The organism is Salinibacterium sp. ZJ70, from assembly GCF_011751865.2.
Lineage (GTDB): Bacteria > Actinomycetota > Actinomycetes > Actinomycetales > Microbacteriaceae > Homoserinibacter.
Window position 1 is genome coordinate 1771340 of sequence record NZ_CP061770.1, and the last position, 22952, is coordinate 1794291.

Annotated in this window: 24 protein-coding genes and 1 tRNA gene; 6 read left to right on the plus strand and 19 right to left on the minus strand. The window is 69.3% G+C overall.

From position 1 onward, the window contains the following. Window positions 1-9 precede the first annotated feature (9 nt). The 19 genes from HCR12_RS08360 to argS form a co-directional block, all read right to left on the minus strand. Window positions 10-909 (minus strand): F0F1 ATP synthase subunit gamma, encoded by a 900-nt coding sequence (locus HCR12_RS08360; RefSeq protein WP_166865241.1) that lies wholly within the window; start codon window positions 907-909, stop codon window positions 10-12. Window positions 910-959: 50 nt separating this feature from the next. Further along, window positions 960-2591: a F0F1 ATP synthase subunit alpha gene (gene atpA / locus HCR12_RS08365; protein WP_166865243.1), complete on the minus strand. Its 1632-nt coding sequence runs from the start codon at window positions 2589-2591 to the stop codon at window positions 960-962. Window positions 2592-2627: 36 nt separating this feature from the next. Further along, window positions 2628-3419 carry a F0F1 ATP synthase subunit delta gene (locus HCR12_RS08370; protein ID WP_166865245.1) on the minus strand — a complete coding sequence of 264 codons (792 nt, stop codon included), beginning with the start codon at window positions 3417-3419 and terminating at the stop codon, window positions 2628-2630. Next, window positions 3420-3974 carry a F0F1 ATP synthase subunit B gene (locus HCR12_RS08375; protein WP_224763351.1) on the minus strand — a complete coding sequence of 185 codons (555 nt, stop codon included), beginning with the start codon at window positions 3972-3974 and terminating at the stop codon, window positions 3420-3422. A gap of 28 nt (window positions 3975-4002) precedes the next feature. Then, complete coding sequence (gene atpE / locus HCR12_RS08380; protein WP_166865247.1) at window positions 4003-4227, minus strand: ATP synthase F0 subunit C; 225 nt, start codon at window positions 4225-4227, stop codon at window positions 4003-4005. A 49-nt stretch (window positions 4228-4276) separates the two neighbouring features. Next, window positions 4277-4978, minus strand: coding sequence for a F0F1 ATP synthase subunit A (atpB, locus tag HCR12_RS08385; RefSeq protein ID WP_347877733.1), 702 nt, complete (start codon window positions 4976-4978; stop codon window positions 4277-4279). Window positions 4979-5189: 211 nt separating this feature from the next. Continuing rightward, window positions 5190-5651, minus strand: coding sequence for a Cg1360 family ATP-synthase-associated protein (locus tag HCR12_RS08390; protein WP_166865249.1), 462 nt, complete (start codon window positions 5649-5651; stop codon window positions 5190-5192). Then, window positions 5648-6829: an MraY family glycosyltransferase gene (locus HCR12_RS08395; protein WP_224763353.1), complete on the minus strand. Its 1182-nt coding sequence runs from the start codon at window positions 6827-6829 to the stop codon at window positions 5648-5650. The genes HCR12_RS08390 and HCR12_RS08395 overlap by 4 nt, the downstream gene beginning before the upstream one ends. Continuing rightward, window positions 6820-7497, minus strand: coding sequence for an L-threonylcarbamoyladenylate synthase (locus tag HCR12_RS08400; RefSeq protein ID WP_166865251.1), 678 nt, complete (start codon window positions 7495-7497; stop codon window positions 6820-6822). The genes HCR12_RS08395 and HCR12_RS08400 overlap by 10 nt, the downstream gene beginning before the upstream one ends. A 66-nt stretch (window positions 7498-7563) precedes the next feature. Further along, window positions 7564-8412 carry a peptide chain release factor N(5)-glutamine methyltransferase gene (gene prmC, locus HCR12_RS08405; RefSeq protein ID WP_224763718.1) on the minus strand — a complete coding sequence of 283 codons (849 nt, stop codon included), beginning with the start codon at window positions 8410-8412 and terminating at the stop codon, window positions 7564-7566. 33 nt (window positions 8413-8445) lie between these two features. Beyond that, entirely contained in the window at window positions 8446-9525 is a 1080-nt protein-coding gene (gene prfA / locus HCR12_RS08410) for a peptide chain release factor 1 (protein WP_166865256.1), read from the minus strand. A 3-nt stretch (window positions 9526-9528) separates the two neighbouring features. Next, a complete protein-coding gene (gene rho / locus HCR12_RS08415; RefSeq protein ID WP_191412324.1) occupies window positions 9529-11544 on the minus strand; it encodes a transcription termination factor Rho in 2016 nt (671 codons plus the stop codon). A gap of 144 nt (window positions 11545-11688) precedes the next feature. Further along, on the minus strand, window positions 11689-12627 hold the full coding sequence (thrB, locus tag HCR12_RS08420; RefSeq protein WP_166865259.1) for a homoserine kinase: 939 nt from the start codon (window positions 12625-12627) through the stop codon (window positions 11689-11691). Then, window positions 12624-13706 (minus strand): threonine synthase, encoded by a 1083-nt coding sequence (gene thrC / locus HCR12_RS08425; RefSeq protein WP_166865263.1) that lies wholly within the window; start codon window positions 13704-13706, stop codon window positions 12624-12626. The genes thrB and thrC overlap by 4 nt, the downstream gene beginning before the upstream one ends. A gap of 4 nt (window positions 13707-13710) precedes the next feature. Beyond that, window positions 13711-15042, minus strand: coding sequence for a homoserine dehydrogenase (locus HCR12_RS08430; RefSeq protein WP_166865266.1), 1332 nt, complete (start codon window positions 15040-15042; stop codon window positions 13711-13713). Then, window positions 15039-16454: a diaminopimelate decarboxylase gene (lysA, locus tag HCR12_RS08435; protein WP_166865270.1), complete on the minus strand. Its 1416-nt coding sequence runs from the start codon at window positions 16452-16454 to the stop codon at window positions 15039-15041. The genes HCR12_RS08430 and lysA overlap by 4 nt, the downstream gene beginning before the upstream one ends. A gap of 97 nt (window positions 16455-16551) precedes the next feature. Continuing rightward, on the minus strand, window positions 16552-16995 hold the full coding sequence (locus HCR12_RS08440) for a hypothetical protein (RefSeq protein WP_166865273.1): 444 nt from the start codon (window positions 16993-16995) through the stop codon (window positions 16552-16554). Beyond that, the gene (locus tag HCR12_RS08445; RefSeq protein ID WP_166865276.1) at window positions 16992-17789 is read right to left on the minus strand and encodes an LmeA family phospholipid-binding protein; all 798 of its coding nucleotides are present in this window, start codon (window positions 17787-17789) and stop codon (window positions 16992-16994) included. The genes HCR12_RS08440 and HCR12_RS08445 overlap by 4 nt, the downstream gene beginning before the upstream one ends. Before the next feature lie 2 nt (window positions 17790-17791). After that, the gene (argS, locus tag HCR12_RS08450; RefSeq protein ID WP_370589303.1) at window positions 17792-19453 is read right to left on the minus strand and encodes an arginine--tRNA ligase; all 1662 of its coding nucleotides are present in this window, start codon (window positions 19451-19453) and stop codon (window positions 17792-17794) included. Window positions 19454-19520: 67 nt separating this feature from the next. Here argS and HCR12_RS08455 point away from each other — a divergent pair, with 67 nt between their 5' ends. From HCR12_RS08455 to HCR12_RS08480, 6 genes are all read left to right on the plus strand, one after another. After that, the gene (locus HCR12_RS08455) at window positions 19521-20111 is read left to right on the plus strand and encodes an arginyl-tRNA synthetase (RefSeq protein ID WP_166865281.1); all 591 of its coding nucleotides are present in this window, start codon (window positions 19521-19523) and stop codon (window positions 20109-20111) included. Between the two features lie 54 nt (window positions 20112-20165). After that, window positions 20166-20238: transfer RNA gene (locus tag HCR12_RS08460), tRNA-Arg, on the plus strand. Between the two features lie 89 nt (window positions 20239-20327). Next, window positions 20328-20948: a sigma-70 family RNA polymerase sigma factor gene (locus HCR12_RS08465; protein ID WP_224763355.1), complete on the plus strand. Its 621-nt coding sequence runs from the start codon at window positions 20328-20330 to the stop codon at window positions 20946-20948. Next, window positions 20932-21660, plus strand: a complete 729-nt coding sequence (locus HCR12_RS08470; RefSeq protein WP_166865289.1) for a hypothetical protein — start codon at window positions 20932-20934, stop codon at window positions 21658-21660. Before HCR12_RS08465 ends, HCR12_RS08470 begins: the two co-directional genes overlap by 17 nt. Window positions 21661-21764: 104 nt before the next feature. Further along, window positions 21765-22499, plus strand: a complete 735-nt coding sequence (locus HCR12_RS08475) for an arginase family protein (protein ID WP_224763357.1) — start codon at window positions 21765-21767, stop codon at window positions 22497-22499. Further along, window positions 22496-22942, plus strand: a complete 447-nt coding sequence (locus tag HCR12_RS08480; protein WP_224763358.1) for a hypothetical protein — start codon at window positions 22496-22498, stop codon at window positions 22940-22942. Before HCR12_RS08475 ends, HCR12_RS08480 begins: the two co-directional genes overlap by 4 nt. Window positions 22943-22952: the final 10 nt, after the last annotated feature.

Sequence of the window (22952 nt, forward strand, 5' to 3'; positions counted from 1 at the left end):
TCCTGATCGTTACTTCGCCGGACCGAGGGCGTCAGCGCCGCCCACGATCTCGGAAATCTGCTGGGTGATCTCCGCCTGACGCGCGTTGTTCGCAAGGCGGGTGTAGTCGCGGATGAGCTTGTCGGCGTTGTCCGAGGCGGACTTCATCGCCTTCTGCGTGGCGGCCTGCTTGGAAGCAGCCGACTGCAGCAGCGCGTTGAAGACGCGGCTCTCGATGTACACCGGCAGCAGCGCGTCGAGCACCGCGTCGGGCTCCGGCTCGAACTCGTAGAGCGGGAAGATCTCAGCATCCCCCGGCTCTTCGACGCCGTCGACGACCTCGAGCGGGAGGAGGCGAACGACCTCGGGCTCCTGCGTCAGCATCGAGACGAAGCGGTTGTACACGATGTGGATCTCGTCGACGCCGCCTTCATCCGTGTCCTGGATGAAGCGCTGAACGATCTCCTCGCTGATCTCCTGTGCCGTGGCGAAGCTCGGGGTATCGGTGTCACCGATCCACGAACGCTCCACCGTGCGCTTGCGGAAGTTGAAGTAGCTCACACCGCGGCGGCCGACCACATAGTAGACGACCTCCTTGCCCTGCTCGTGGAGCAGAGTGGTGAGCTCTTCGCTCTCGCGCAGCACGTTCGCGTTGAACGCACCGGCGAGGCCGCGGTCGGAGCTGAATACGACGACTGCCGCGCGGCGGATGGTCTCCGGCTCGGTCGTGAGCACGTGGCTCACGTTCGAGTAGGTGGCCACCGCAGAGACCGCACGCGTCACCGCACGAGCGTACGGCGCGGACGCCGAAACCCGATTGAGCGCCTTCTGAATGCGGCTCGCCGCAATCAGCTCCATGGCACGGGTGATCTTCTTGGTCGTCTGGGCAGAGCGGATCTTCTGCCGGTAGACCCGAAGCTGGGCTCCCATGTCCTTCTCTTCCTGTCGTAGGGCTCGATGAGGGCGCTATCCGCGAGGGATCAGCGCTTGCCCTTCACGATGCGCTCCTGGTTGACGTCTTCGACCTCAGCGGCGGCGAACTCCTCGCTGCCGATGCCCGAGGCCTCTGCGCCGGGCTGGAACTCGGCGAGGAACGCGTCCACGGCCTTGTCGAGAGCAGCCTCGGTGTCGTCGTCGAGGACGTTGGTGTCGCGGAGCTTCGTGAGGATGTCGGTGTTGCGACCGAGGTACTCGTGGAGCTCGCGCTCGAAGCGCAGGACGTCCTCGACGGGGATCGTGTCGAGCTTGCCCTTGGTGCCGGCCCAGATCGAGACGACCTGGTTCTCGACGGGGAACGGCGAGTACTGCGGCTGACGGAGGAGCTCCGTGAGGCGCGCACCACGCTCGAGCTGACGACGGCTGGCGGCGTCGAGGTCGGAGGCGAAGAGGGCGAACGCCTCGAGCGCGCGGTACTGCGCGAGCTCGAGCTTCAGCGTTCCCGAGACCTTCTTGATGCTCTTGACCTGAGCGTCACCACCGACTCGCGAGACGGAGATACCCACGTCGACCGCCGGACGCTGGTTGGCGTTGAAGAGGTCGGACTGGAGGAAGATCTGGCCGTCGGTGATCGAGATCACGTTGGTCGGGATGTACGCCGAGACGTCGTTGGCCTTGGTCTCGATGATCGGAAGACCGGTCATCGAGCCGGCGCCCAGCTCGTCGGAGAGCTTCGCGCAGCGCTCGAGCAGACGCGAGTGCAGGTAGAAGACGTCACCGGGGTACGCCTCGCGGCCCGGCGGGCGGCGGAGGAGCAGCGACACGGCACGGTAGGCCTCGGCCTGCTTCGACAGGTCATCGAAGATGATCAGGACGTGCTTGCCGCCGTACATCCAGTGCTGGCCGATGGCCGAACCGGTGTAGGGGGCGAGGTACTTGAAGCCGGCGGGGTCGGACGCGGGAGCGGCGACGATCGTCGTGTACTCCATCGCGCCGGCCTCTTCGAGCGCGCCCTTGACGGCGGCGATCGTCGAGCCCTTCTGACCGATGGCGACGTAGATGCAGCGAACCTGCTTGTTGACGTCGCCGGACTCCCAGTTGGCCTTCTGGTTGATGATCGTGTCGATCGCGATCGCGGTCTTGCCGGTCTGGCGGTCGCCGATGATCAGCTGACGCTGGCCGCGGCCGACGGGGATCATGGCGTCGATCGCCTTGATGCCGGTCTGCATCGGCTCGTGGACCGACTTACGGGCCATGACGCCGGGGGCCTGGAGCTCGAGGGCGCGGCGACCCTCTGCGACGATCTCACCGAGGCCGTCGATCGGGTTGCCGAGCGGGTCGACGACGCGTCCGAGGAAGCCGTCGCCGACGGGCGACGAGAGGACCTCGCCCGTACGGGTCACGGCCTGGCCCTCGACGATGCCGGTGAACTCACCGAGCACGATGACACCGATGCTGTCCTCGTCGAGGTTGAGCGCGAGACCGAGCGTGCCGTCGTCGAAACGGAGGAGCTCGTTCGCCATGGCGCCCGGGAGGCCCTGAACGTGGGCGATGCCGTCGGCGGCGTCGATGACGGTGCCGACCTCGGTCGTGGTCGCCTTGTTCGGCTCGTAGCCGGCGACGAAGTCCTTGAGCGCGGATCGGATCTCGTCCGGGCTGATCGTGATGTCTGCCATGTCTCTTCCTTGGAGTGGTGCGTCTGGGCGCCGGTGTCAGCCGGCCAGTCGGATGCGGAGGTCGGCGAGGCGCGAAGCAACGGTTCCGTCGATGACGTCGTCGCCGATCTGCACGCGCAGCCCTCCCACGATGGTGGGGTCGATGTTGAGGTTGACGCGGAGCGTCTGGCCATAGCGACCCGACAGCGTCTTCTCGAGTGCGGCCAGCTGCGTGGCCGAGAGCGGAGCCGCGGCGGTCACGGTCGCGACGAGCGCGCCGTTAGCCGAGGCGACGATGTCGGCCGCACGCGACACGAGCTGCCCGATGCGCCGGCCACGGGGGCTCTGCACCAGGTGACGCATGATCGCGACGGTTCCCTCGTGGGCCTTGCCCGCGAGGAGCTTCGAGACGAGCGCAGCCTTCGCGTCGGCCGAGCCGAGCTTGCTGCTGACAGCGAGCTCGAGCTCGTTGTCGCTCGCCACCGCGCGACCGAAGCTGAACAGCTCCGCCTCGATGCCGGCGTTCGCACCGGAAGCCTGGGCGATGGCACGGATGCCGATCTCCTCGATGCCGTCGACGAGCTCACCAGCGTCCGACCAGCGCGACTCGACGATGCCGGACAGAAGGCCGAAAGCCGTCTTGTCGAGCGAGCCGAAGATGCTCGCGAGGAGCGCCGACTTGCGAGCAGGCTCGACCGCGGGGTCGGCGAGCGTCGAGCGCAGCTGCGCCGAGGACTCCACCGCACGACCCGCGGCAAGCAGCTGCTCACCGGTGGCGAGGCTCACACCCTTCGCGGCAGCCAGCTGCTGCGTAGCGGCTGCGAGGGCAACGCGTGACGCCGAACCCATCTACTTGCCCGCCTTCGCCTTCTCGTCGGCCTCGAGGTCGGCGAGGAAGCGGTCCACAAGGGCACCGGACTTCTTGTCGTCGGCGAGCGACTCGCCGATGACACCCGACGCGAGGTCGAGGGCGAGGGTTCCGACCTCGGCACGGAGCGAGACGAGAGCGGCAGAGCGCTCGGCCTCGATCTGCGCCTGGGCGGTGGCGGCGATGCGGTTCGCTTCGGCCTGGGCCTGCTCCTTGAGCTCGGCGATGATCGCCTGCCCGTCGGTGCGGGCCTGCTCGCGGATCCGGGCTGCCTCAGCGCGCGCCTCGGCGAGCTGAGCGTTGTACTCGTCTCGAGCGGCGGCCGCAGCGGCCTGGGCCTCCTCGGCCTTCTTCAGACCGCCTTCGATCGCCTCAGCGCGGGCGTCGAGCGCCGTGTTGAGACGCGGGACGACGAAGTACGCGACGACGATGAGCAGGGCGACGAAGATGACCGCCGACCAGATGATGTCGTAGTCCGCAGGCAGAAGAGGATTGACATCCTCTGCCATGCGTACGTCGAGGAATGCGGGCAGCATCCCGACCTCCTTAGTTAGGTGGGGGTGCTTAGACGGCGGGGGCGGTGAACGGGATGAAGCCGACCGCGATCGCGATGAAGGCGAGCGCCTCGGTGAACGCGATGCCGAGGAACATCAGACCCGTCAGGCGGCCCTGGAGCTCGGGCTGGCGAGCAACCGACTCGATGGTCTTGCCGACGACGAGACCCACACCGATGGCCGAGCCGATCGAGGCGAGACCGAAGGCGAGAGGAGCGAGGTATCCAACAATCACGAGAGGTTTCCTTTTCTTGTGTGGTTTGGTTTCCGGCGGGTGCCGAGGGTCAGTGCTCGTCAGCCAGCGCGAGCTGGATGTAGACGGCCGCGAGGAAGGTGAAGACGTAAGCCTGCAGTGCCGCCACGAGCAGCTCGAAGAGGGTGAAGGCCGCGCCGAAGGCGAGCGTTCCCACTCCGAGAAGGCCGAGGAAGTTTCCGTCTGCCAGCACCGTGAAGAAGAAGAAGTGCGTGGCCGAGAAGCAGAGCACGAGCAGCATGTGGCCCGCGACCATGTTCATCAGAAGACGAAGGGCGAGCGTCACCGGACGGAGGATGAACGTGGAGATCAGCTCGATCGGCGTGACGACGATGTAGAGCGGCCACGGAACACCCGCCGGGAAGAGCGCGGTCTTGAAGAACCCGCCTCCGTGCTTGCGGATGCCAGCGTAGATGAACATCACGTACGACACGATCGCGAGCACGATCGGCAGGCCGATGACGCTCGTTCCGGCGATGTTGATGCCGGGCACGATGCCGGTGAGGTTCAAGGCGAGCGTCAGGAGGAACATCGTCATCAGCGGCGCCATGAAGCGCTTGCCGTCCTTCTCACCGAGAGTCTCGATGACGATGTTGTTGCGCACGAAGCCGAGGATGAACTCGGTCGCGGCCTGAGCGCGCGTGGGGACGATTCGCATGTTGCGCGTGGCGATCAGCAGCCACACGATGAGCAGCACCGTGATGACCACGCGGAGGATCATGATGCGGTTCATCTCGAACGGCGTACCCGCGAACAGGATGGCCGGCGGGACGAAGTCGCTCAGCGACGGTCCGTGGAATCCGCCGTTGTCATCAGCGAACCGAACTATGGGGGTGAGGGCAGAAGCTAGCAGCGCTTACTCCAAGGCTCGGGGCGTGCGAACACACGACGATCGAAGGGAATGACCCCAGCCTAACAGGCCGGAGAGGGGGGCGAGGACGCCCTTACCGGCCGGAATCCTCAGTTTCGTCGTCTCCGGGGAGGGCGACATCGGCGTACGGGACACGCGCGCGCTGGAAGGCGAGAGCGTCGATCACGAGGGATCCGAGCACGAAGACGATGACCGTGCCGAGGAAGACGAAGGGGTCGAGCCAGGTCTGCGTGCGCAGCCAGATCGCGAGGATGAAGAACACGATGAGCTTGAGCCCGAAGACGCCGAGCACGATGCCGAAGTACACGGGGCTCGTGGGGTCGTTGGGGGTCAACCGGCTCGCGAGGATCATGCTGCCGGCCGTGAGGCCCAGGAACACCGCGGCGAGCCCGGTGGCGAGGAGCGCCGCCCAGAGTCCGGGCAGCCCTGCGGCGAGCAGACCGACGCCCGAGGCGAGAACAGCCACCACGAGGGCGAAGATGCCTCCCCAGCGCAGCGAGGTGGTGAGGATCGGGTTGTCGGCGGGCGCGCTCATGCGTGCGTCTCCTTCTCGGGGTGCAGGTCGGCGAGTTCGCGGGGGGTGTCAGCGTCGGCGGATTCGATCACGTCGGTGCGTGGCCGGCTGAGCGGGGCGAAGGTGATGATCGTGCACGCGGCGAGGCCCAGCAGGGTGCCGAGGGCCGCCCACCACGTGTCGAGGAAGAGGAACAGCAGCACACCGACGGACACCACCGCGGTCCACGCGTAGAGCACGAGCACGGAGACGAGGTGCGAGTGCCCCATGTCGAGCAGGCGATGGTGCAGGTGCTTGCGGTCGGCGGCGAACGGCGACTGCCCGGCGCGCAGGCGCCGGATGACGGCGAGTGCGAAGTCGAGCAGCGGGATGATGAGGATGAGAAGCGGGATGAACGCCGGGAGGAACTGTCGCGGGCTGCCGACCGTCTCGTCGAGGGCCTGCGGGTCGATCTGACCGGTGACGGCGATCGTGGACGCGGCCATCAGGAGGCCGACGAGCAGAGCCCCGGCATCCCCCATGAAGAGTCTCGCGCGATGCCAGTTCAGTGGCAGGAAGCCGAGACACGCGCCGATGAGGACGGCGGAGATCAGCTGCGCGAGGCTGAAGTACTCGCTCTGACGCGCGGGCCCGTCCGAGATGATGAAGATGTACACCGAGAACACGCCATTGGCGATGATCGCGACACCCGCGACGAGACCGTCGAGACCGTCGATGAAGTTCAGGGCGTTCATGAGCAGCACGATCGTGAAGACCGTGATCGCGAGCGACTGCCAGGTGGCGAGCGTCACGACGGCGCCCGGCAGCGGGAACGACAGGAACTGGATGCCCGACCACGCGAGCAGCGTGGCGGCGAGGATCTGGCCCACGAGCTTCGTGAGCCAGTCCAGATCCCAGATGTCGTCGGCGACGCCGATCAGCACGATCATGGTCGCAGCCCCCAGCAGGCCCCAGATGTGGGCGGGCTGGGAGTAGACGAGAGCGAGCTCGGGGATGAGCGAGCCGACCCCGAACGCGGCGACGACCCCGAAGTACATCGCCACTCCCCCGAGTCGCGGGGTGGGGCGTGTGTGCACGTCGCGCTCGCGGATCGTCGGGTAGAGCCGGTAGCGGTGCGAGAGCTTCCAGATGACGAGCGAGAGCGCGAACGAGACGACTCCCGCGACGCCGGCAGCCGCGAGGTAATAGATTATGCGCATCGCTCAGCCCCCACGACGCGGATGATCTCGTCGCGCGGGATCACACCCTGGCGGACGATGCGCAGCTTGCCGTCGGCGTGCTCGAGGTTGGTCGCGTCGACGATGGTCGATCCCTGGTGCGCGTCGGCGTCCGGGTACGCCTCCCCCGCCGTTCCTGCTTCGAGGTAGACGGCGACGGAGTCGCCGAGCATGGCCTCCGCCTGGGCTGCGGTCATCGCAGCGGGCTCGCCCGTGCGGTTGGCGCTCGAGACGGCGAGGGGGCCGGTCTCGGCGAGAAGTTCGAGGGCGATCGGGTCGCTCGGCATGCGCAGCGCCACGGTGCCGCGGGTGTCACCCAGATCCCAGTCGAGCATCGAGCGCGCGCGCAGGATGACGGTGAGGCCTCCAGGCCAGAACTCGGCGACGAGCGCACGCACCTCATCCGGGACGACATCCGCGAGGGCGTCGAGCGTCGGCAGGCCCGGCACGAGCACGGGCGGCGGCGCGGTGCGGTCGCGACCCTTCGCGTCGAGAAGACGCTGGACGGCTTCGGGCGAGAACGCGTCGGCGGCGACACCATAGACGGTGTCGGTGGGGATGACGACGAGCTCGCCGCGCCCGATCGCGCCGCGCGCGAGACGCATCCCCGTCATCAGCTGGTCAGGGACGCTTGTGTCGTAGATCGCCATGGCGTACCCATCTTAGGAGCGCGCGCCTGAATGCCCGGTCATGCCGGTGCGGGGGCGCGGCGTGCGTCAGCGGATCGCGGTGGTCGCGCGGTCGCGGCCGAGGAGGTCGCGGTGCGTCGCGGTGGCGCGCCAGCCGTCCGCGACGAGCAGCGCGCGGATCTCGGCGCCCTGCAGCTCGCCATGCTCGATGACGAGGGATCCGCCCGGGTGAAGGAGCGCGAGCGCCCGCTGGGAGAGCACACGCACGAGGTCGAGGCCGTCGGCTCCGCCGTAGAGCGCCATGGCGGGGTCGTGCAGGCGCACCTCGGGGTCGCGCGGGATCGCATCGTCCGGCACGTAGGGCGGGTTCGAGATCACGACGTCGACGGTGCCGTCGAGTTCGGGAAGCGCATCCGCCATGTCGGCATGCACGAGACGCAGGTTGTCGGCGCCGACGGCGCGCAGGTTCTGCGTCGCCCAGATGAACGCCTCGGGGCTCTTCTCGACGGCGGCGATCCGCGCGTGCGGCACCTCGGTGGCGAGCGCGAGCGCGATCGCCCCGGAGCCCGTGCACAGGTCCACGGCGACGGGCCCAGGCGAGGCGACGGCCTGCAGCGCGTCGATCGCGAGCTGCGCGACGAACTCGGTCTCGGGTCGCGGCACGAAGACCCCGGGGCCCACCGCGAGCTCGAGCGAGCGGAAGTACGCGACCCCGGTGATGTGCTGCAGAGGTTCGCGTGCGGCGCGGCGCTCGACAGCATCCAGGAACGCGATGCGATCCTCGGCGCTCAGCGCGGAACCCGTGATGACCTTCGCCTGCACCTGGCCGCGACTGATGCCGAGCACATGCGCGAGCAGCAGCTCTGCATCCACCTCGGGCGTCGGCACGTGCGCGAGCTCGAGCACACGGACGCCGTGGGCGCGCAGTTCGGCGATCGTGCGGAGCGAACCGAGGGTCGAGGACACGCGCTACTCGTCGCCGCCGAGGGCCGCGAGGCGCGCCTCTTCATCCATGCGGATGCAGGATTCGATGACGGGGCCGATCGCGCCGTTCATCACCTGGTCGAGGTTGTAGGCCTTGTAGCCGGTGCGGTGATCGGCGATGCGGTTCTCGGGGAAGTTGTAGGTGCGGATGCGCTCCGAGCGATCCATGGAGCGGATCTGGCTCTTGCGCGCGTCGGACGCGATCGCGTCGAGCTCCTCCTGCTGCTTCGCGAGGATGCGGGCGCGCAGCACGCGCATCGCCGCCTCCCGGTTCTGCAGCTGCGACTTCTCGTTCTGCATCGACACGACGATGCCCGTCGGAAGGTGCGTGATGCGCACCGCCGAGTCGGTCGTGTTGACCGACTGGCCGCCGGGGCCGGACGAGCGGTACACATCGATCTTCAGATCGTTCTGATCGATCTGCACCTCTTCGGGCTCATCCACCTCGGGGAAGACGAGCACGCCCGTCGTCGAGGTGTGGATGCGGCCCTGCGATTCGGTCGCCGGCACGCGCTGCACGCGGTGCACGCCGCCCTCGTACTTGAGGCTCGCCCACACGCCATCGGCGGGATCCGTCGAGTTCGACTTGATCGCGACCTGGACGTCCTTGTAGCCGCCGAGGTCCGACTCGTTGCGTTCGAGCAGCTCCGTCTTCCACCCGCGGGACTCCGCGTAGTGGATGTACATGCGCAGAAGGTCGGCCGCGAAGAGCGCCGATTCCTCGCCGCCCTCGCCGCCCTTGATCTCCATGATCACGTCGCGACCGTCGTCCGGATCACGCGGGATGAGCAGGCGGCGCAGCTTCTCCTGAGCCGCCTGCAGGGTCTCCTCGAGAACGGGGATCTCCTCGGCGAACGCCTCATCCTCACGCGCGAGCTCACGAGCGGCGGCGAGGTCGGATTCCGACTGCTGCCACAGCTCGTGGGCGCGCGCGATCTGGCTCAGCTCGGCGTAGCGCCGGTTGACCTTCTTGGCACGGGCAGCATCCGCGTGGATCGCAGGATCCGCGAGCTGCTGCTGAAGCTGCTCATGCTCGGCCAGCAGCGACTGGACCGATTCGAACACGGCTTACTCCTTGTGCGCTGCGCCGTTGCCGCCCGCGGGGAGCGACTTCTGGATCTGCACGAGGAACTCGACGTTCGACGAGGTCTCCTTGAGCTTGCCGAGCACGACCTCGAGCTGCTGCTGCAGTTCGAGACCCGCGAGGGCACGGCGCAGACGCCACGTGATCTTGACCTCGTCGGCCGAGAGCAGCTCCTCCTCGCGGCGGGTGCTCGACGCGTAGATGTCGACCGCCGGGAAGATGCGCTTGTCGGCGAGAGCACGCGAGAGGCGCAGCTCCATGTTGCCGGTGCCCTTGAACTCCTCGAAGATGACCTCGTCCATCTTGGATCCGGTCTCGACGAGCGCAGTCGCGAGGATGGTGAGCGAGCCGCCGCCCTCGATGTTGCGCGCCGCACCGAAGAACTTCTTCGGCGGGTAGAGCGCCGACGCGTCGACGCCACCCGAGAGCACGCGACCCGAGGCGGGCGACGCGAGGTTGTAGGCACGGCCGAGGCGCGTGATCGAGTCGAGCAGCACGACGACGTCGTTGCCGAGCTCGACGAGGCGCTTCGCGCGCTCGATCGCGAGCTCCGCGACCGTCGTGTGGTCCTCAGCGGGGCGGTCGAACGTCGAGGCGATGACCTCGCCGCGCACCGAACGCTGCATGTCGGTGACCTCTTCGGGACGCTCGTCCACGAGGACCACCATGATGTGGACCTCGGGGTTGTTCTCGGCGATGGCCTTCGCGATCGCCTGGAGGATGAGCGTCTTGCCCGCCTTCGGGGGCGCGACGATGAGTCCGCGCTGGCCCTTGCCGATCGGGGCGATGAGGTCGATGATGCGCGTCGAGAGCTTCTCGGGGGTCGTCTCGAGACGCAGGCGCTCGTTCGGGTAGATCGGCGTGAGCTTGCCGAAGTCGACGCGGTTCGCCGCCTCGTCGACCGACTGGCCGTTGACCGAGTCGATGCGCACGATGGCGTTGTACTTCTGGCGGCCGCTCTGCTGCTCGCCCTCACCCGGCTGACGGATGGCGCCGACGACGGCGTCTCCCTTGCGGAGGTTGTACTTCTTCACCTGGCCGAGCGAGACGTAGACGTCGCTCGGTCCCGGGAGGTAGCCCGTGGTGCGCACGAAGGCGTAGTTCTCGAGCACGTCGAGGATGCCCGCGATGGGGATGAGCACGTCGTCATCCGCGATCTCGGGGTCGATGTCGTCGGTGCTGGCACCACCGCGACGGTTGCGGTTGCGGTCGCGGTTGCGACGGCCGCGGCCCTCGCCCTCCTGCTGCTCGCGCTGGCTCTGCTGCTCGCGCGGACCCTGCTGGTTCTGCTGCTGCTGTTCGGGCTGGGCCTCTGCCTCAGCCTCGGCCTCGGCCTGCTGGCCGCCGTTCTGGTTCTGGCCCTGGTTGTCCTTGTTGCCTCCGCGTCCGCCGCGGCGGTTGCGGCTGCGGCGGCTCGACTGGGGGGCCTCACCCTCGGCGGGCGTCTCGCTCTCGGCGGCGGGCTGGTCCTGCTGCTCGCTCACGGGCACGAGCTTGTCGAGCTCGAGGCCGAGCTCGGCCTGGGCGGCGTGCTGAGCTGCGCTGCGGCGGGGCACCGCGGCGGCGGCCTCCGCGTCGAGAACCGGAAGCGCGGCGGCGATCGATGCGGCGTCGGCGGTGGCCGAGCTCGCACGGCGCGAACCGCGACGCGAACGCGAGGGAGCGGGCTGCTCGGCGGGAGCCTCAACGGTCTCCGCGGCGGGAGCCGCCTCCTCGGCGGGAGCGGTCTGCTCAGCAACAGGCTCCGCGGCCTCTGCGGGCTGCGCGGCAACGGGCTTCTTGGCGACCGACTTGGCCGGCGCGGCCTGAGCGGGCGCCTGGGTGCCGGCTGCGCGAGCCTCAGCGAGATCCGCGAGGGCCTCGACGAGGTCGACCTTGCGCATCTGGGAGAGGCCGGTGAGGCCGTGCTCGGTGGCGAGGGCCTGGAGCTCGGGCAGACGCAGACGCGTGAGCGCGACTCGGTTGCCGATGAGTTCGGGGGAAGTGGTGGCGTCGTTCACGACAGGAATGTCCTTTCGGACCGGGCACAGAGAGTCCCGGAGTCAATGCACCGCCGGTTGCGGTTCGAGATCGCATGTGATGTCACATGACACGTGCAGGAACCTGCGGTTGGCGAATGCCGGTGAATGCCCCCTCGCGCCAGACTATGCTGCGGCGTCGTCGGAGTGCACCACCACTGTAGCACCCCGGAAGTCGACGGCGAGCATCAGGCACTCCCAGTTCGATTCGGCGTGCTCGGCGATGAGCTCCGCGGCACGCAGACGCTGCGACGGGTCGCTTCCCAGCACGAGGATCGACGGGCCGGCTCCCGAGACGACAGCGGCGAGACCCTCGGCGCGCAGCGCCTGGATGAGGGCGTTCGTCTGCGGCATCGCGCTCGCACGGTAGTTCTGGTGCAGCTTGTCCTCGGTCGCGGCGAGCAGCAGCTCGGGGCTCTGGATGAGCGAGGCGATCAGGAGGGCCGATCGCGACACGTTGAAGATCGCGTCCTCGTGCGGCACCGAGGTGGGCTGCAGGCTGCGGGCGAGAGCCGTCGACATCGTCAGCTCGGTGGGGACGGCCACGAGGGGGCTCACGCCGCGGTGCACCATGAGCTTCTTGAAGCGCGGGCCCTCGGGCGTGGTCCACGTGATCGTGAGACCGCCGAAGAGCGCGGGCGCGACGTTGTCGGGGTGACCTTCCATCTCGGTCGCGAGACCGAGGAGCATGTCCTCGTCGAACTCGACGATGCCCTCGAGCAGGCCCTTGGCGGCCATGATGCCCGAGACGATCGCGGCGCCCGAGGAACCCATGCCTCGGCCGTGCGGGATGGTGTTGCGCGCGACGAGCTCAAGGCCCGGAAGCTCCTGGCCGACTGCGGCGAACGCGTGCGCGATGGCGCGAGCGACGAGGTTCGTCTCGTCGGTGGGCACCTCGCCCTCGCCGACGCCGTGCACCTGGACGACCACGCCCGGTTCCTGGCGGGCGGTCACCTGCAGCTCGTCGTACACGGCGAGAGCCATGCCGAGCGTGTCGAAACCGGGTCCGAGGTTGGCGGTGGTGGCGGGGACGCGCACCGTGACGGTGCGCCCGACGAGGGTCACGCAGCTCCCCCGGTGAGTCCGAGCACGCTGGCGATCTCGGCGGGGTCGACCGCCACGCTCGTGGGCTGCGCCTCGGAGCCGTCCGCGTTGCGGAGGGCCCACTGCGGGTCCTTGAGACCGTGGCCGGTGACCGTCGCGACGACGGTCGCGCCCTTGGGGAGCGCGCCCGCCTCGGCGCGCTCCAGGAGGCCCGCGATGCTCGCGGCCGAGCCGGGCTCGACGAAGATGCCGACCTCGCTCGAGAGGATGCGGTGCGCCTCGAGGATCTTCTCGTCGGTGATGGCGCCGAAGTATCCGTCGGTCTCGTCGCGCGCGGTGAGCGCAAGCTCCCACGAAGCGGGGTTGCCGATGCGGATGGCGGTCGCGATCGTGTCGGGGTTCTTCACGATCTCGCCGCGCACGATGGGCGCCGAGCCTGCGGCCTGGAAGCCGAACATACGCGGGCGCTTCGTGGTGACGCCGCGCACGGCCTCCTCCTGGTAGCCGCGCGCGTAGGCGGTGTAGTTGCCCGCGTTGCCGACGGGGATGAAGTGGAAGTCGGGCGCGTCGCCGAGAACCTCGACGACCTCGAAGGCCGCCGTCTTCTGGCCCTCGATGCGATCGTTGTTGACCGAGTTGACGAGGTGCACCGGGTAGTTCGCGGCGAGCTCGCGCGCGAGGTCGAGACAGTCGTCGAAGTTGCCGCGCACCTGGAGGAGCTCGGCGCCGTGGGCGATCGCCTGCGCGAGCTTGCCCATCGCGATCTTGCCTTCGGGCACGAGCACCGCGGCCTTGATGCCGGCGTGGGTCGCGTAGGCGGCAGCCGAGGCCGAGGTGTTGCCGGTCGAGGCGCAGATGATCGCCTTCGCACCGGCCTCGACGGCCTTCGAGACGGCCATCGTCATGCCGCGGTCCTTGAAGGACCCGGTGGGGTTCATGCCCTCGAACTTGACCCACACGTTCGCGCCCGTGCGCGCGGAGAGCGCGGCGGCGGGGATGAGCGGGGTGCCGCCCTCGCCGAGCGTGATGATGGGGGTCGCGTCGGAGACGTCGAGACGGTCTGCGTACTCGTGAAGCACGCCGCGCCACTGGTGGGCCATGTTCCTACAATCCTTCGACTCGGAGCACGCTGTCCACGCGCTCGACGACTGAGCTGGCAGCGAGAGCCTCAACGGTCGCGGCGAGCGAGGACTCGGTCGCCTGGTGCGTGCCGATCACCAGCGTAGCGCCGGTGCCGCTGTCCTCCTGACCGTCGGGCGCGGGCGCGTCGACAGTCTGCTGCACGGCCTCGACCGAGACGCCGTTGTCGCTGAAGATCGTGGCGACCTGCGCGAGCACACCGGGGCGGTCGAGCACCTTGAGGGTGATCTGGTAGCGGGTGCATGCCGAGCCGATCGGAAGGATCGGCAGGTCGGCGTGGGTGGATTCAGCGACACCGGGACCGCCGACGACGTGGCGGCGCGCGGCCGAGACGAGGTCGCCGAGCACGGCGGATGCCGTCTGGATGCCACCGGCTCCCGCACCATAGAACATGAGGCTTCCGGCTGCCTCGGCCTGCACGAACACGGCGTTGTTGGCACCGTGCACGGCGGCGAGCGGGTGAGCGAGCGGCACGAGAGCGGGGTGCACGCGCGCGCTCACGCCGTCGATGCCCGTCTCGGGGTCGGTGACGCGCTCGCACACGGCGAGGAGCTTGATGACGTAGCCGGCGCGCTGGGCGGCGACCATCTGCTCGCGCGTGATGCTCGTGATGCCCTCGCGGTGCACGGCATCGACGGGAACGGTCGTGTGGAAGGCGAGGCTCGCGAGGATCGCGGCCTTCTGCGCGGCGTCGTAGCTCTCGATGTCGGCTGTCGGATCGGCTTCGGCGTATCCGAGGTCGGTCGCGATCGCGAGCGCGTTCTCGAACGTGTCGCCTTCGCGGTCCATGCGGTCGAGGATGTAGTTCGTCGTGCCGTTGACGATGCCGAGGATGCGGTTGATGCGGTCGCCCGCGAGGCTGTCGCGCAGCGGACGGATGATCGGGATCGCTCCCCCGACGGCGGCTTCGTAGTAGAGCTGCGCGCCCACCTGCTCGGCGATGGCGAAGAGCTCGGGGCCGTGGTTCGCCAGCAGCGCCTTGTTGGCGGTGATGACGTCGGCACCCGAGGAGAGCGCGAGCCTGATGTACTCGCGCGCGGGTTCGATGCCTCCCATGAGCTCGATGACGATGTCGGCGCCGAGGATGAGCGAGCGCGCATCGGTGGTGAGGAGCTCGCGCGGGATGTCGGCCGTGCGCGGTGCGTCGAGGTCGCGGACGGCGACGCCGACCACCTCGAGGCCGGCACCGGCGCGGCTGGCGAGCTCGTCCCCGTGGGCGAGAAGCAGGGAGGTCACCTGTGCGCCGACGGAGCCGGCTCCGAGGATGGCGACGCGGATGTTGCGATATTCGATCATGCGAGGCGTTCCGTGTTCGGGTTGGTGGTCGGGATGTAGCTGCTGTCGCGGCGCAGCAGGTCGTGTTCGTCTTCGCGACGGATGAGCACCCGGCTGTCGCCGTCGCGCACGGCGACGACGGCGGGGCGCCCGAGATAGTTGTAGTTGCTCGAGAGCGACCAGCAGTAGGCGCCTGTCGCGGGGACGGCGAGGAGGTCGCCCGGCTGCACGTCGCCGGGAAGGTAGGCGTCGCGCACGACGATGTCCCCCGATTCGCAGTGCTTGCCGGCGACGCGCACGAGCGCAGGGTCGGTGTCGGAGACACGGTTCGCGAGGCGCACCGTGTAGTCGGCCTCGTAGAGGGCAGGGCGCGCGTTGTCGCTCATACCGCCGTCGACGCTCACATAGCGGCGCACGGCGACCTCCTCGACGGTGACGTCCTTGATCGTGCCGACCTCGTAGAGCGTGATGCCGGCGGGGCCGATGATGGAGCGGCCGGGCTCGATCGCGATCGCGGGCACGGGCACGCCCATGCGCGCCGTCTCGGCCTGCAGGGTGGCCGCGAAGTCGGCGGCGATCGTCTCGATGGGGGTCACGACGTCGGCATCCGTGTAGGCGATGCCGAACCCTCCGCCGAGGTTGAGCTCGGGGACGGGGCCGTCTTCGAGCAGTGCGGCGTGCACCTCCACGAGACGGCGGATCGCCTCGGCGAAGCCCGAGGAGTCGAAGATCTGAGAGCCGATGTGCGAATGAAGGCCCAGGAACCGAAGCGACTCGTGCGCACGGATGCGGGCGACCACCTCGGCGGTCTCGGCGAGCGGGATGCCGAACTTCTGGTCCTCACGCGCGGTCGCGAGGTACTCGTGGGTGGAGGCATGCACGCCCGAGTTGATGCGCAGACGCACTGCCTGCACGCGCCCGTGCCGCGCCGCGGCCTCCGCGACACGCTCGATCTCGATGATGCTGTCGAGCACGATCGCGCCCATGCCGATCTCGACCGCGCGGTCGATCTCGGCGAGGCTCTTGTTGTTGCCGTGGAACCCGAGCCGTGCCGGGTCGACCCCCGCCGCGAGCGCGACGGCGAGCTCTCCCCCACTGCACACGTCGATGTTGAGGCCGGCCTCGGCCATCCAGCGGGCCACCTCGATCGAGAGGAACGCCTTGCCGGCGTAGTAGACGGTGGCGTGCGTGCCGAGCGGCGCAAGAGCGTCGGCGAAGGCGTCGCGGATGCGTGCGGCGCGTGCCCGCGCATCCGCCTCGTCGATGACGTACAGCGGTGTGCCGTAGGCGGCCTGCAGCGCGCGCGCGTCGACCCCTCCGACGCGGAGGACGCCGTCAGCACGATCGGCGTTGGCTGGCCAGATGTCGCTCGAGAGCGCGTTCGCATCATCCGGGTGGGTCAGCCACCCGGGAGCGAGGGGATTTGCAGTCACGTTCACCTCACGGTACGTCGGAACGGGGTGAGGCGAGCGAACCCGGATTGGTCCCTGAAGCCTCGGCGATTCTATCGGCTCTCGGATACCCCGAGGGTCATGAGCTCTCGGGCCGAGACGTGCGCCCGCGCCACAGTCGCGCAAGCACGATGCAGAACGTCGTCAGGGTCGCGGCGGCGACGAGGCCGGCCACGAGGAGCCCGAATGCGGGCGTGTTGGCGTAGAAGAGCACCGGTGAGATGAGGGCGCCGATGGTCGTGCCGATGGCGAGCGCGATGAGTTCGCGGCGCAGCCGGCGCGGGGGCCGCTGGGCCGCCGCGAGGCCGAGCATTCCGAACAGGAACGGCGGCACCGCCATCCCCAGTCCGATGGTGAGGATCGCGGGGATGAGCGACGCGAGCAGCTCCCCTCCTTCGCCCGCCGAGACGACGCCCGCGATGGCGAGTCCGGCCGCGACGATGACACACGCCACCGCCGATGCGACGCCGAGGCGCCAGGCCACCGCGCCCATCCGCGGTGGGCGCACGATGCTCTCGCTCACTCCGGGCACACGCCCTTCGTGCGGAACTCCGAGCCTCCGAGCGCCTGCCCTGCGCCGTTGAGTTCGACGACGAGCTCGCCGCCGTCGACCCGCACGTCTTCGAGGGTGAGCGCCGCGGGCAGGCGATCGGCGATGCACACGGCACGCGTCTGCGTGATGGTGCGCGCCGCGTCGCCCCAGAACCTGTCGGATGCGAGGCTCGCGGCATCGAACGTCGAATCTCCGATTCGGATGCTCGTGGGCGTGAACGTGAGGACCCCGTCGGCTGCGCCCGGCGTCAGCCCGAGGCCGAGCGGGAGCGTCATGCCGAGGAGCGACACCTCACCCGAGGCGACGATCTCCGCGTCCTCGAGCGACACCGAGGTGATGTCGACACCGCTCAGGCGGTCGGCGATCCCGCCGAGCGCCTCCTCCGGGACGCGATAGCTCACCTGCAGGTCGCGGACGGGGGCGTTCTGATCCAGCGGCACTCCACGCGCTTCGATGAGCACCTCGCCGGAGAGCGGCCCGAGCGCAAGCGGATCGACGGTCACGTTCACCTGCTCGATGCGACCGGTGAGTGCCTGGAAGGCGAGGGAGCCCGGTCCGAGATCCACCCCGACGGGGGTTTCGGCAGGCACGTCGAGTGCGGTGCGCACCTCCTGCTCGACGGCCGAGACGGCGATGCCGCGCCCCACCGTCTCGATGAGCGCGATGACCGCCGCCACGAGGACGATGAGGAAGACCGCGACGACCCACGGCCAGATGCGCCGCGAGCGCGGTGCGGGGCTGAGCGAGGGGTCGCGATCCATCATCGTCACATCCGTTCGGGGGCCGAGACTCCGAGCAGGCGCAGACCGTTGCGCAGCACCTGGCCCGTGGCGTCGTTGAGAACGAGGCGAGTGCCGTGGACCGCCTCGACCGGGTCGTCTCCCTGCGGGATGACGCGCGTCGCGCCGTACCAGCGGTGGTAGGAGCCGGCGAGGTCCTCGAGGTAGCGCGCGACGCGGTGCGGTTCGCGGTACTCGGTGGCCTGCAGCAGCACGCGCGGGAAGTCGGCGAGCGCCCCGAGCAGCTCGCTCTCGGTCTCGTGGCTGAGCAGCGACGGGTCGAAGGTCGACGGGTCGATGCCCGCGGTGGCGGCGTTGCGCGCGACAGCGCGCGTGCGCGAGTGGGCGTACTGCACGTAGAAGACGGGGTTGTCGTTCGACTTCTTGGAGAGCAGGTCCAGATCGATGTCGATGTTGGAGTCGATCGAGCTGCGGACGAGCGCGTAGCGTGCGGCATCCACGCCGACCGCCTCGACGAGGTCCTCCATCGTGACGACGGTGCCCGCGCGCTTCGACATGCGCATCGGAGCGCCGTCCTTGAGGAGGTTCACCATCTGGCCGATGAGGATCTCGAGGTTCACGTAGGGCGTGTCGCCGAACGCGGCCGTCATCGCCATGAGGCGCTGCACATAGCCGTGGTGGTCGGCGCCGAGCATGATGATGCAGCGGTCGAAGCCGCGCTCGCGCTTGTCGAGGTAGTAGGCGAGGTCGCCCGAGATGTACGCCGGTTCGCCGTCGGACTTGATGACGACGCGGTCCTTGTCGTCCTCGAACGAGGTGGTGCGCAGCCACGTGGCGCCGTCGGCCTCGTAGATGTGGCCGAGTTCGCGCAGGCGCGCGACCGCACGGTCGACGGCCCCCGCCTCGTGCAGGGAGTTCTCGTGGAAGTACACGTCGAAGTCGACGCCGAACTCGTGCAGGCTCGCCTTGATCTCGCCGAACATGAGGTTGACGCCCACCTCGCGGAACACCTCCTGGAGTTCCTCACGGGGCAGCGCCTGGAGGTCGCCGGGGTAGTTCGCCTCGACGCGCGCCGCGATGTCGAGAATGTACGCCCCGCCGTAGCCGTCCTCGGGGGCGGGCTCGCCGAGGTGCGCGGCCACCAGGCTGCGCGCGAAACGGTCGATCTGGGCGCCGTGATCGTTGAAGTAGTACTCCCGCGTGACATCGCCGCCCTGCGCCTGCATGAGGCGCGCGAGGCTGTCGCCGACAGCCGCCCAGCGCGTGCCGCCGATGTGGATGGGGCCGGTCGGGTTCGCCGAGACGAATTCGAGGTTGATGCGCTCACCCGTGTAGAGAGTGCCCTCGCCGTAGGCGTCGCCCGCGTCGAGGATGCGCCGGGCGAGCTGGCCCGCTGCGGCCGCGTCGAGCGTGATGTTGAGGAAGCCGGGGCCCGCGACGTCGGCCGCGGCGATGCCGTCGACCGTGACGAGGCTCGCGGCGAGCGCGTCCGCGAACTCGCGCGGCGCGACACCGAGGCGCTTGCCGAGCTTCATGGCGACGTTGGACGCCCAGTCGCCGTGGTCGCGGTTGCGGGGGCGCTCGAGTGCAACCTCGTCGGCGGAGATGCTCTCGGGGTCCGCCCCTCGCGCGACCGCCGCCTGTCGGACGTGGTCGAGCAGGACGGCGGAAAGTTCAGCGGGATTCACGAACAACGATCCTACCGGGGCCTGTTGCTCGCGCGTCCGGCATACCCGAGGGGACACAATGGTCACCATGGCGCCTCGTCCCTTCACCGTCGGACTCTCCGCATCCGCCCTCGTGCTCTCGGTCATGCTCGCGGGGTGCACCCCGCAGCCCGCGGAACCTGAGCCCACCAAGGACGCGCCGACGCCGGCGGCGACCGAGACGGCCGCACCGGAACCGGATCCGACGGAGGCTCCCACCACGTCCACTCCCGTCACGGCCGCGTGCGATGAGCTCGTGAGCCTGCAGGCGATGTACGACTTCAACCCCAACTTCAGCCTCCTCGGTTCGTGGACCCCCACGGCGGGAACCCCTGCAGAGCGCGCGACCGCATCACAGGGCCTCGCCTGCAGATGGCAGAACGACACGAGCGGGGACACGATCGAGCTCTCGGTCGCGTCGTTCGACGCGGGAACGCTCGAGCGCATGGCGAACGACACCTACGACTCCAGCACGATGGTGCCGACGTACGGCGGCGAAGGCTACTTCTCGGTCGCGGGCGGAATCGGCGAGGCCGTGGTGTTCGAGGAGCAGTACTGGGTGGTGCTGCGCTCCAGCTACTTCATGGAGCCCGGCGACGCCGAGTACCTCATGACGACGGTGCTGAGCGCGCTGCCGTGACGCGCTCGCGGATCAGCGATCCGCACTCCTTCGGGCTGGTAGCCTGAGGGTCACGCCCTTGTAGCTCAGTGGATAGAGCGCTTCCCTCCGGAGGAAGAGGTCGCACGTTCGAATCGTGTCAAGGGCACTTCTCATGCCTCCCGCGTCCGCGATTCTCGGAGCGCCACAACGTTTTCTGCGCTCTCCTCGTCTACAAGGATGAGGAGGGAGGTCGCCGTGGCATCGGATCGCACCTGGGAGCGCGTCGTCGCCGAGCTCGTGGAGCAGCGCGGGGATGCTCTGCTGCGCTACGCGCGGCTCCTCACTGGCGGGGATGAGGACGCCGCCGACCTCGTGCAGGACGCGCTCGTGCGCACCTTCGGTCGTCTGCGCAACGGCTTCACCGTCGAATCGGCTGAGGCGTATGTGCGGCGCGCGATCCTCAACGCGTCGCTCGATCGCGGTCGCCGCGTGAGCCTGTGGCGGCGCATCGCGCCTGGCCAGTATGTGAGGGATGAGATCCCGGGCGCCGACGCCGCGACGGATGCGCGCCTCGATCTGCACGGAGAGCTGCGCAAGCTCACCCCCCGCGAGCGCGCCTGCCTCGTGCTGCGCTACTACGACGACCTGAAGGTCGACGACGTCGCCCAGACGCTCGGCATCAGCTCCGGTGCGGTCAAGCGCTACCTGAGCGATGGCCTCGCCAAGATGGCGATCGCCCTCGCGGATGACGGGACGGCCGAGGGCCGACTCGGGCCCGCTGGAGCTCGCCCAGGTACCGGAACGACGCCGTACCGCGGTGCCCCCGCGCTGCGTCCCACCGAGACGAAGGAGGGCGACCGTGCCCACCGAATCTGAGCTTCGCGACCTCCTGCACGACGGCTCCGGCCCCTCCCATGGGCTCGACGCCGCGCGGATCGTCCGCCGCGCGCGTGCGCGCCGACTCCCCAAGCAGCTCGCCGCCGGTGCAGGTGGGGTGCTCGCGGTGGCGGCGCTCGCGATCCCCGTGGCCATCGGGGGTTCGCTCGGCGGGCTGAGTCCTGCGAGCGATGGCTCCGCGGGCGGCGACAGCGCCGTCATGATGGATGAGCCCGGCGACGCCGCACTCGAGTCGGCGACGCGCGCGGCCCCTGACGAGCTCGTCTGCGGCGGTGAGGCCGTGGGCTACGTCGCACACCCGGACGACCTTCAGCTGCGGATCACGAACCCGAACGGCGCCGGCGCGCCGACCACCGTGCTGGAGCTCGAGCTGCGGAACGAGGGAGAGGATCTCGTCACGGGCACGATGCCCGCCACGGTCTCGGTGGCGCTCGTGCAGGACGGCGTGGTCGTGGCGCTCAACGAGCTCGATGCGACCGAGCGCGTGGACGTGGATCTCGCCCCGCGGGCGACGATGCTGCTGCGCGCGGAGCTGCCTCTCACGGCCTGCGACATGGGTGACGGTGCCGCGGGAGAACCCGTGCCCGCGGGCGACTACGACGTGGTGGCGCTCGCGCCGGTCGAGCGCGCGGACGGCTCCTCGGCGCTCGTCGTGGCGTGGCCTTGGCGGTTCGAGGTCTTCGAGTTCTGAGCGTCATAGGATTTCGACACGATGCGCACGTGCGCGTCGCAGTCGGGAGCACTATGTCGTTCGTCGTCGTGCCGCAGTGGCAGGGATCTCCATCGAGCAGGGCGATGAGGCTCGCCGACGGCGCGCGGGCGATCCGCGCCGACCTGCCGGCGAACTCGACGCGCGAGGTGGATGTCCCGCTCGAGGCAGGCGATTCGGCCGGATCGGGCATCGCGCGCTTCGGCGCCGTTCTCACCGTCCGCGAGCGCCTCACGCGCGAGCTCTCCCAGGTGCCCTCCCCGGCGATCGTGATCGGCGGGGACTGCGGCGTGAGCGCAGGCGCGATCGCCCACGCGGCATCCGAGGACGTCGCTGTCGTGTGGTTCGACGCGCACCCCGATCTGAACACCGCGATCACCTCGCCCTCGGGGGCATTCGCCGGGATGGTGCTCGCCTCGCTCGTCGAGGAGGGTGTGGTCGCCGGACCACGGGTCGTCATCGCGGGTGCCCGCGACTGGGATGCCGCCGAGGAGGAGTTCGCCGCCGAGCACGGCATCCGCGCCGTCGCGGCGTCGGAGATCGACGCGGATGTGCTCGTCGAGGCGGTTGCCGCCACGGGCGCCGCACGCATCTACGTGCACATCGACCTCGACGTGCTCGATCCGAGCGAGCTCTCGGGCCTGCTCACTCCCATCCCCTTCGGTGTGGCCACCGGCGACCTCGTCGCCGCCATCCGGGGCCTCTGCGCGCGCTTCCCGCTCGCCGGCGCGACGATCGCATCGTTCGCCCCCGAATCGGAGGCGGCGGCGGTCGACGGCGCACCCACGATCCTGAGGCTCATCGCGGCACTGAGGTCATGAGACTGACCCCGTACGTCCGGCCCGCCGATCCGAACCGCATCGAGCGCGCCGCGGCCGCGGTCGTGCGCGGTGTCGTCGCGGTGCCCGGCATCCGGCGCGTTCTGCTGTGGCGCGCGATCGCGGTGCCCGGCTACTGGCTGGCCACGGCGTGCGGGTTCGTGTGGGGCACGGTCCTCTTGGGCCGCCACCGCCGGAGTCACGGTCTGCACATCATCACCCGCCTGCCCCGGTGGGCGTTCGGTCGCGGCGGCACGACGATCGGCGCGGTGTTCCTCACGCGGGGCGACGCCCCCGACCGTGTGCTCGAACACGAGGCCGTGCATCGCGAGCAGTGGCGCACGTACGGTCTCGCCCTGCCGATCCTGTACCTGGCGGCGGGGCATGTGGCGCGCACGAACAGGTTCGAGGTGGAGGCAGGGCTCGCGAAGGGCGGCTACTCCTGACGACGCATCG

Excerpts from the sequence above, each read along its gene's own strand:
- HCR12_RS08360 (WP_166865241.1), bottom strand. The coding sequence starts at position 909 with ATGGGAGCCCAGCTTCGGGTCTACCGGCAGAAGATCCGCTCTGCCCAG.
- atpA (WP_166865243.1), bottom strand. The coding sequence starts at position 2,591 with ATGGCAGACATCACGATCAGCCCGGACGAGATCCGATCCGCGCTCAAG.
- HCR12_RS08370 (WP_166865245.1), bottom strand. The coding sequence starts at position 3,419 with ATGGGTTCGGCGTCACGCGTTGCCCTCGCAGCCGCTACGCAGCAGCTG.
- HCR12_RS08375 (WP_224763351.1), bottom strand. The coding sequence starts at position 3,974 with ATGCTGCCCGCATTCCTCGACGTACGCATGGCAGAGGATGTCAATCCT.
- atpB (WP_347877733.1), bottom strand. The coding sequence starts at position 4,978 with ATGAACCGCATCATGATCCTCCGCGTGGTCATCACGGTGCTGCTCATC.
- HCR12_RS08390 (WP_166865249.1), bottom strand. The coding sequence starts at position 5,651 with ATGAGCGCGCCCGCCGACAACCCGATCCTCACCACCTCGCTGCGCTGG.
- HCR12_RS08395 (WP_224763353.1), bottom strand. The coding sequence starts at position 6,829 with ATGCGCATAATCTATTACCTCGCGGCTGCCGGCGTCGCGGGAGTCGTC.
- HCR12_RS08400 (WP_166865251.1), bottom strand. The coding sequence starts at position 7,497 with ATGGCGATCTACGACACAAGCGTCCCTGACCAGCTGATGACGGGGATG.
- thrC (WP_166865263.1), bottom strand. The coding sequence starts at position 13,706 with ATGGCCCACCAGTGGCGCGGCGTGCTTCACGAGTACGCAGACCGTCTC.
- HCR12_RS08430 (WP_166865266.1), bottom strand. The coding sequence starts at position 15,042 with ATGATCGAATATCGCAACATCCGCGTCGCCATCCTCGGAGCCGGCTCC.
- HCR12_RS08445 (WP_166865276.1), bottom strand. The coding sequence starts at position 17,789 with ATGATGGATCGCGACCCCTCGCTCAGCCCCGCACCGCGCTCGCGGCGC.
- HCR12_RS08455 (WP_166865281.1), top strand. The coding sequence starts at position 19,521 with ATGGCGCCTCGTCCCTTCACCGTCGGACTCTCCGCATCCGCCCTCGTG.
- HCR12_RS08475 (WP_224763357.1), top strand. The coding sequence starts at position 21,765 with ATGAGGCTCGCCGACGGCGCGCGGGCGATCCGCGCCGACCTGCCGGCG.
- HCR12_RS08480 (WP_224763358.1), top strand. The coding sequence starts at position 22,496 with ATGAGACTGACCCCGTACGTCCGGCCCGCCGATCCGAACCGCATCGAG.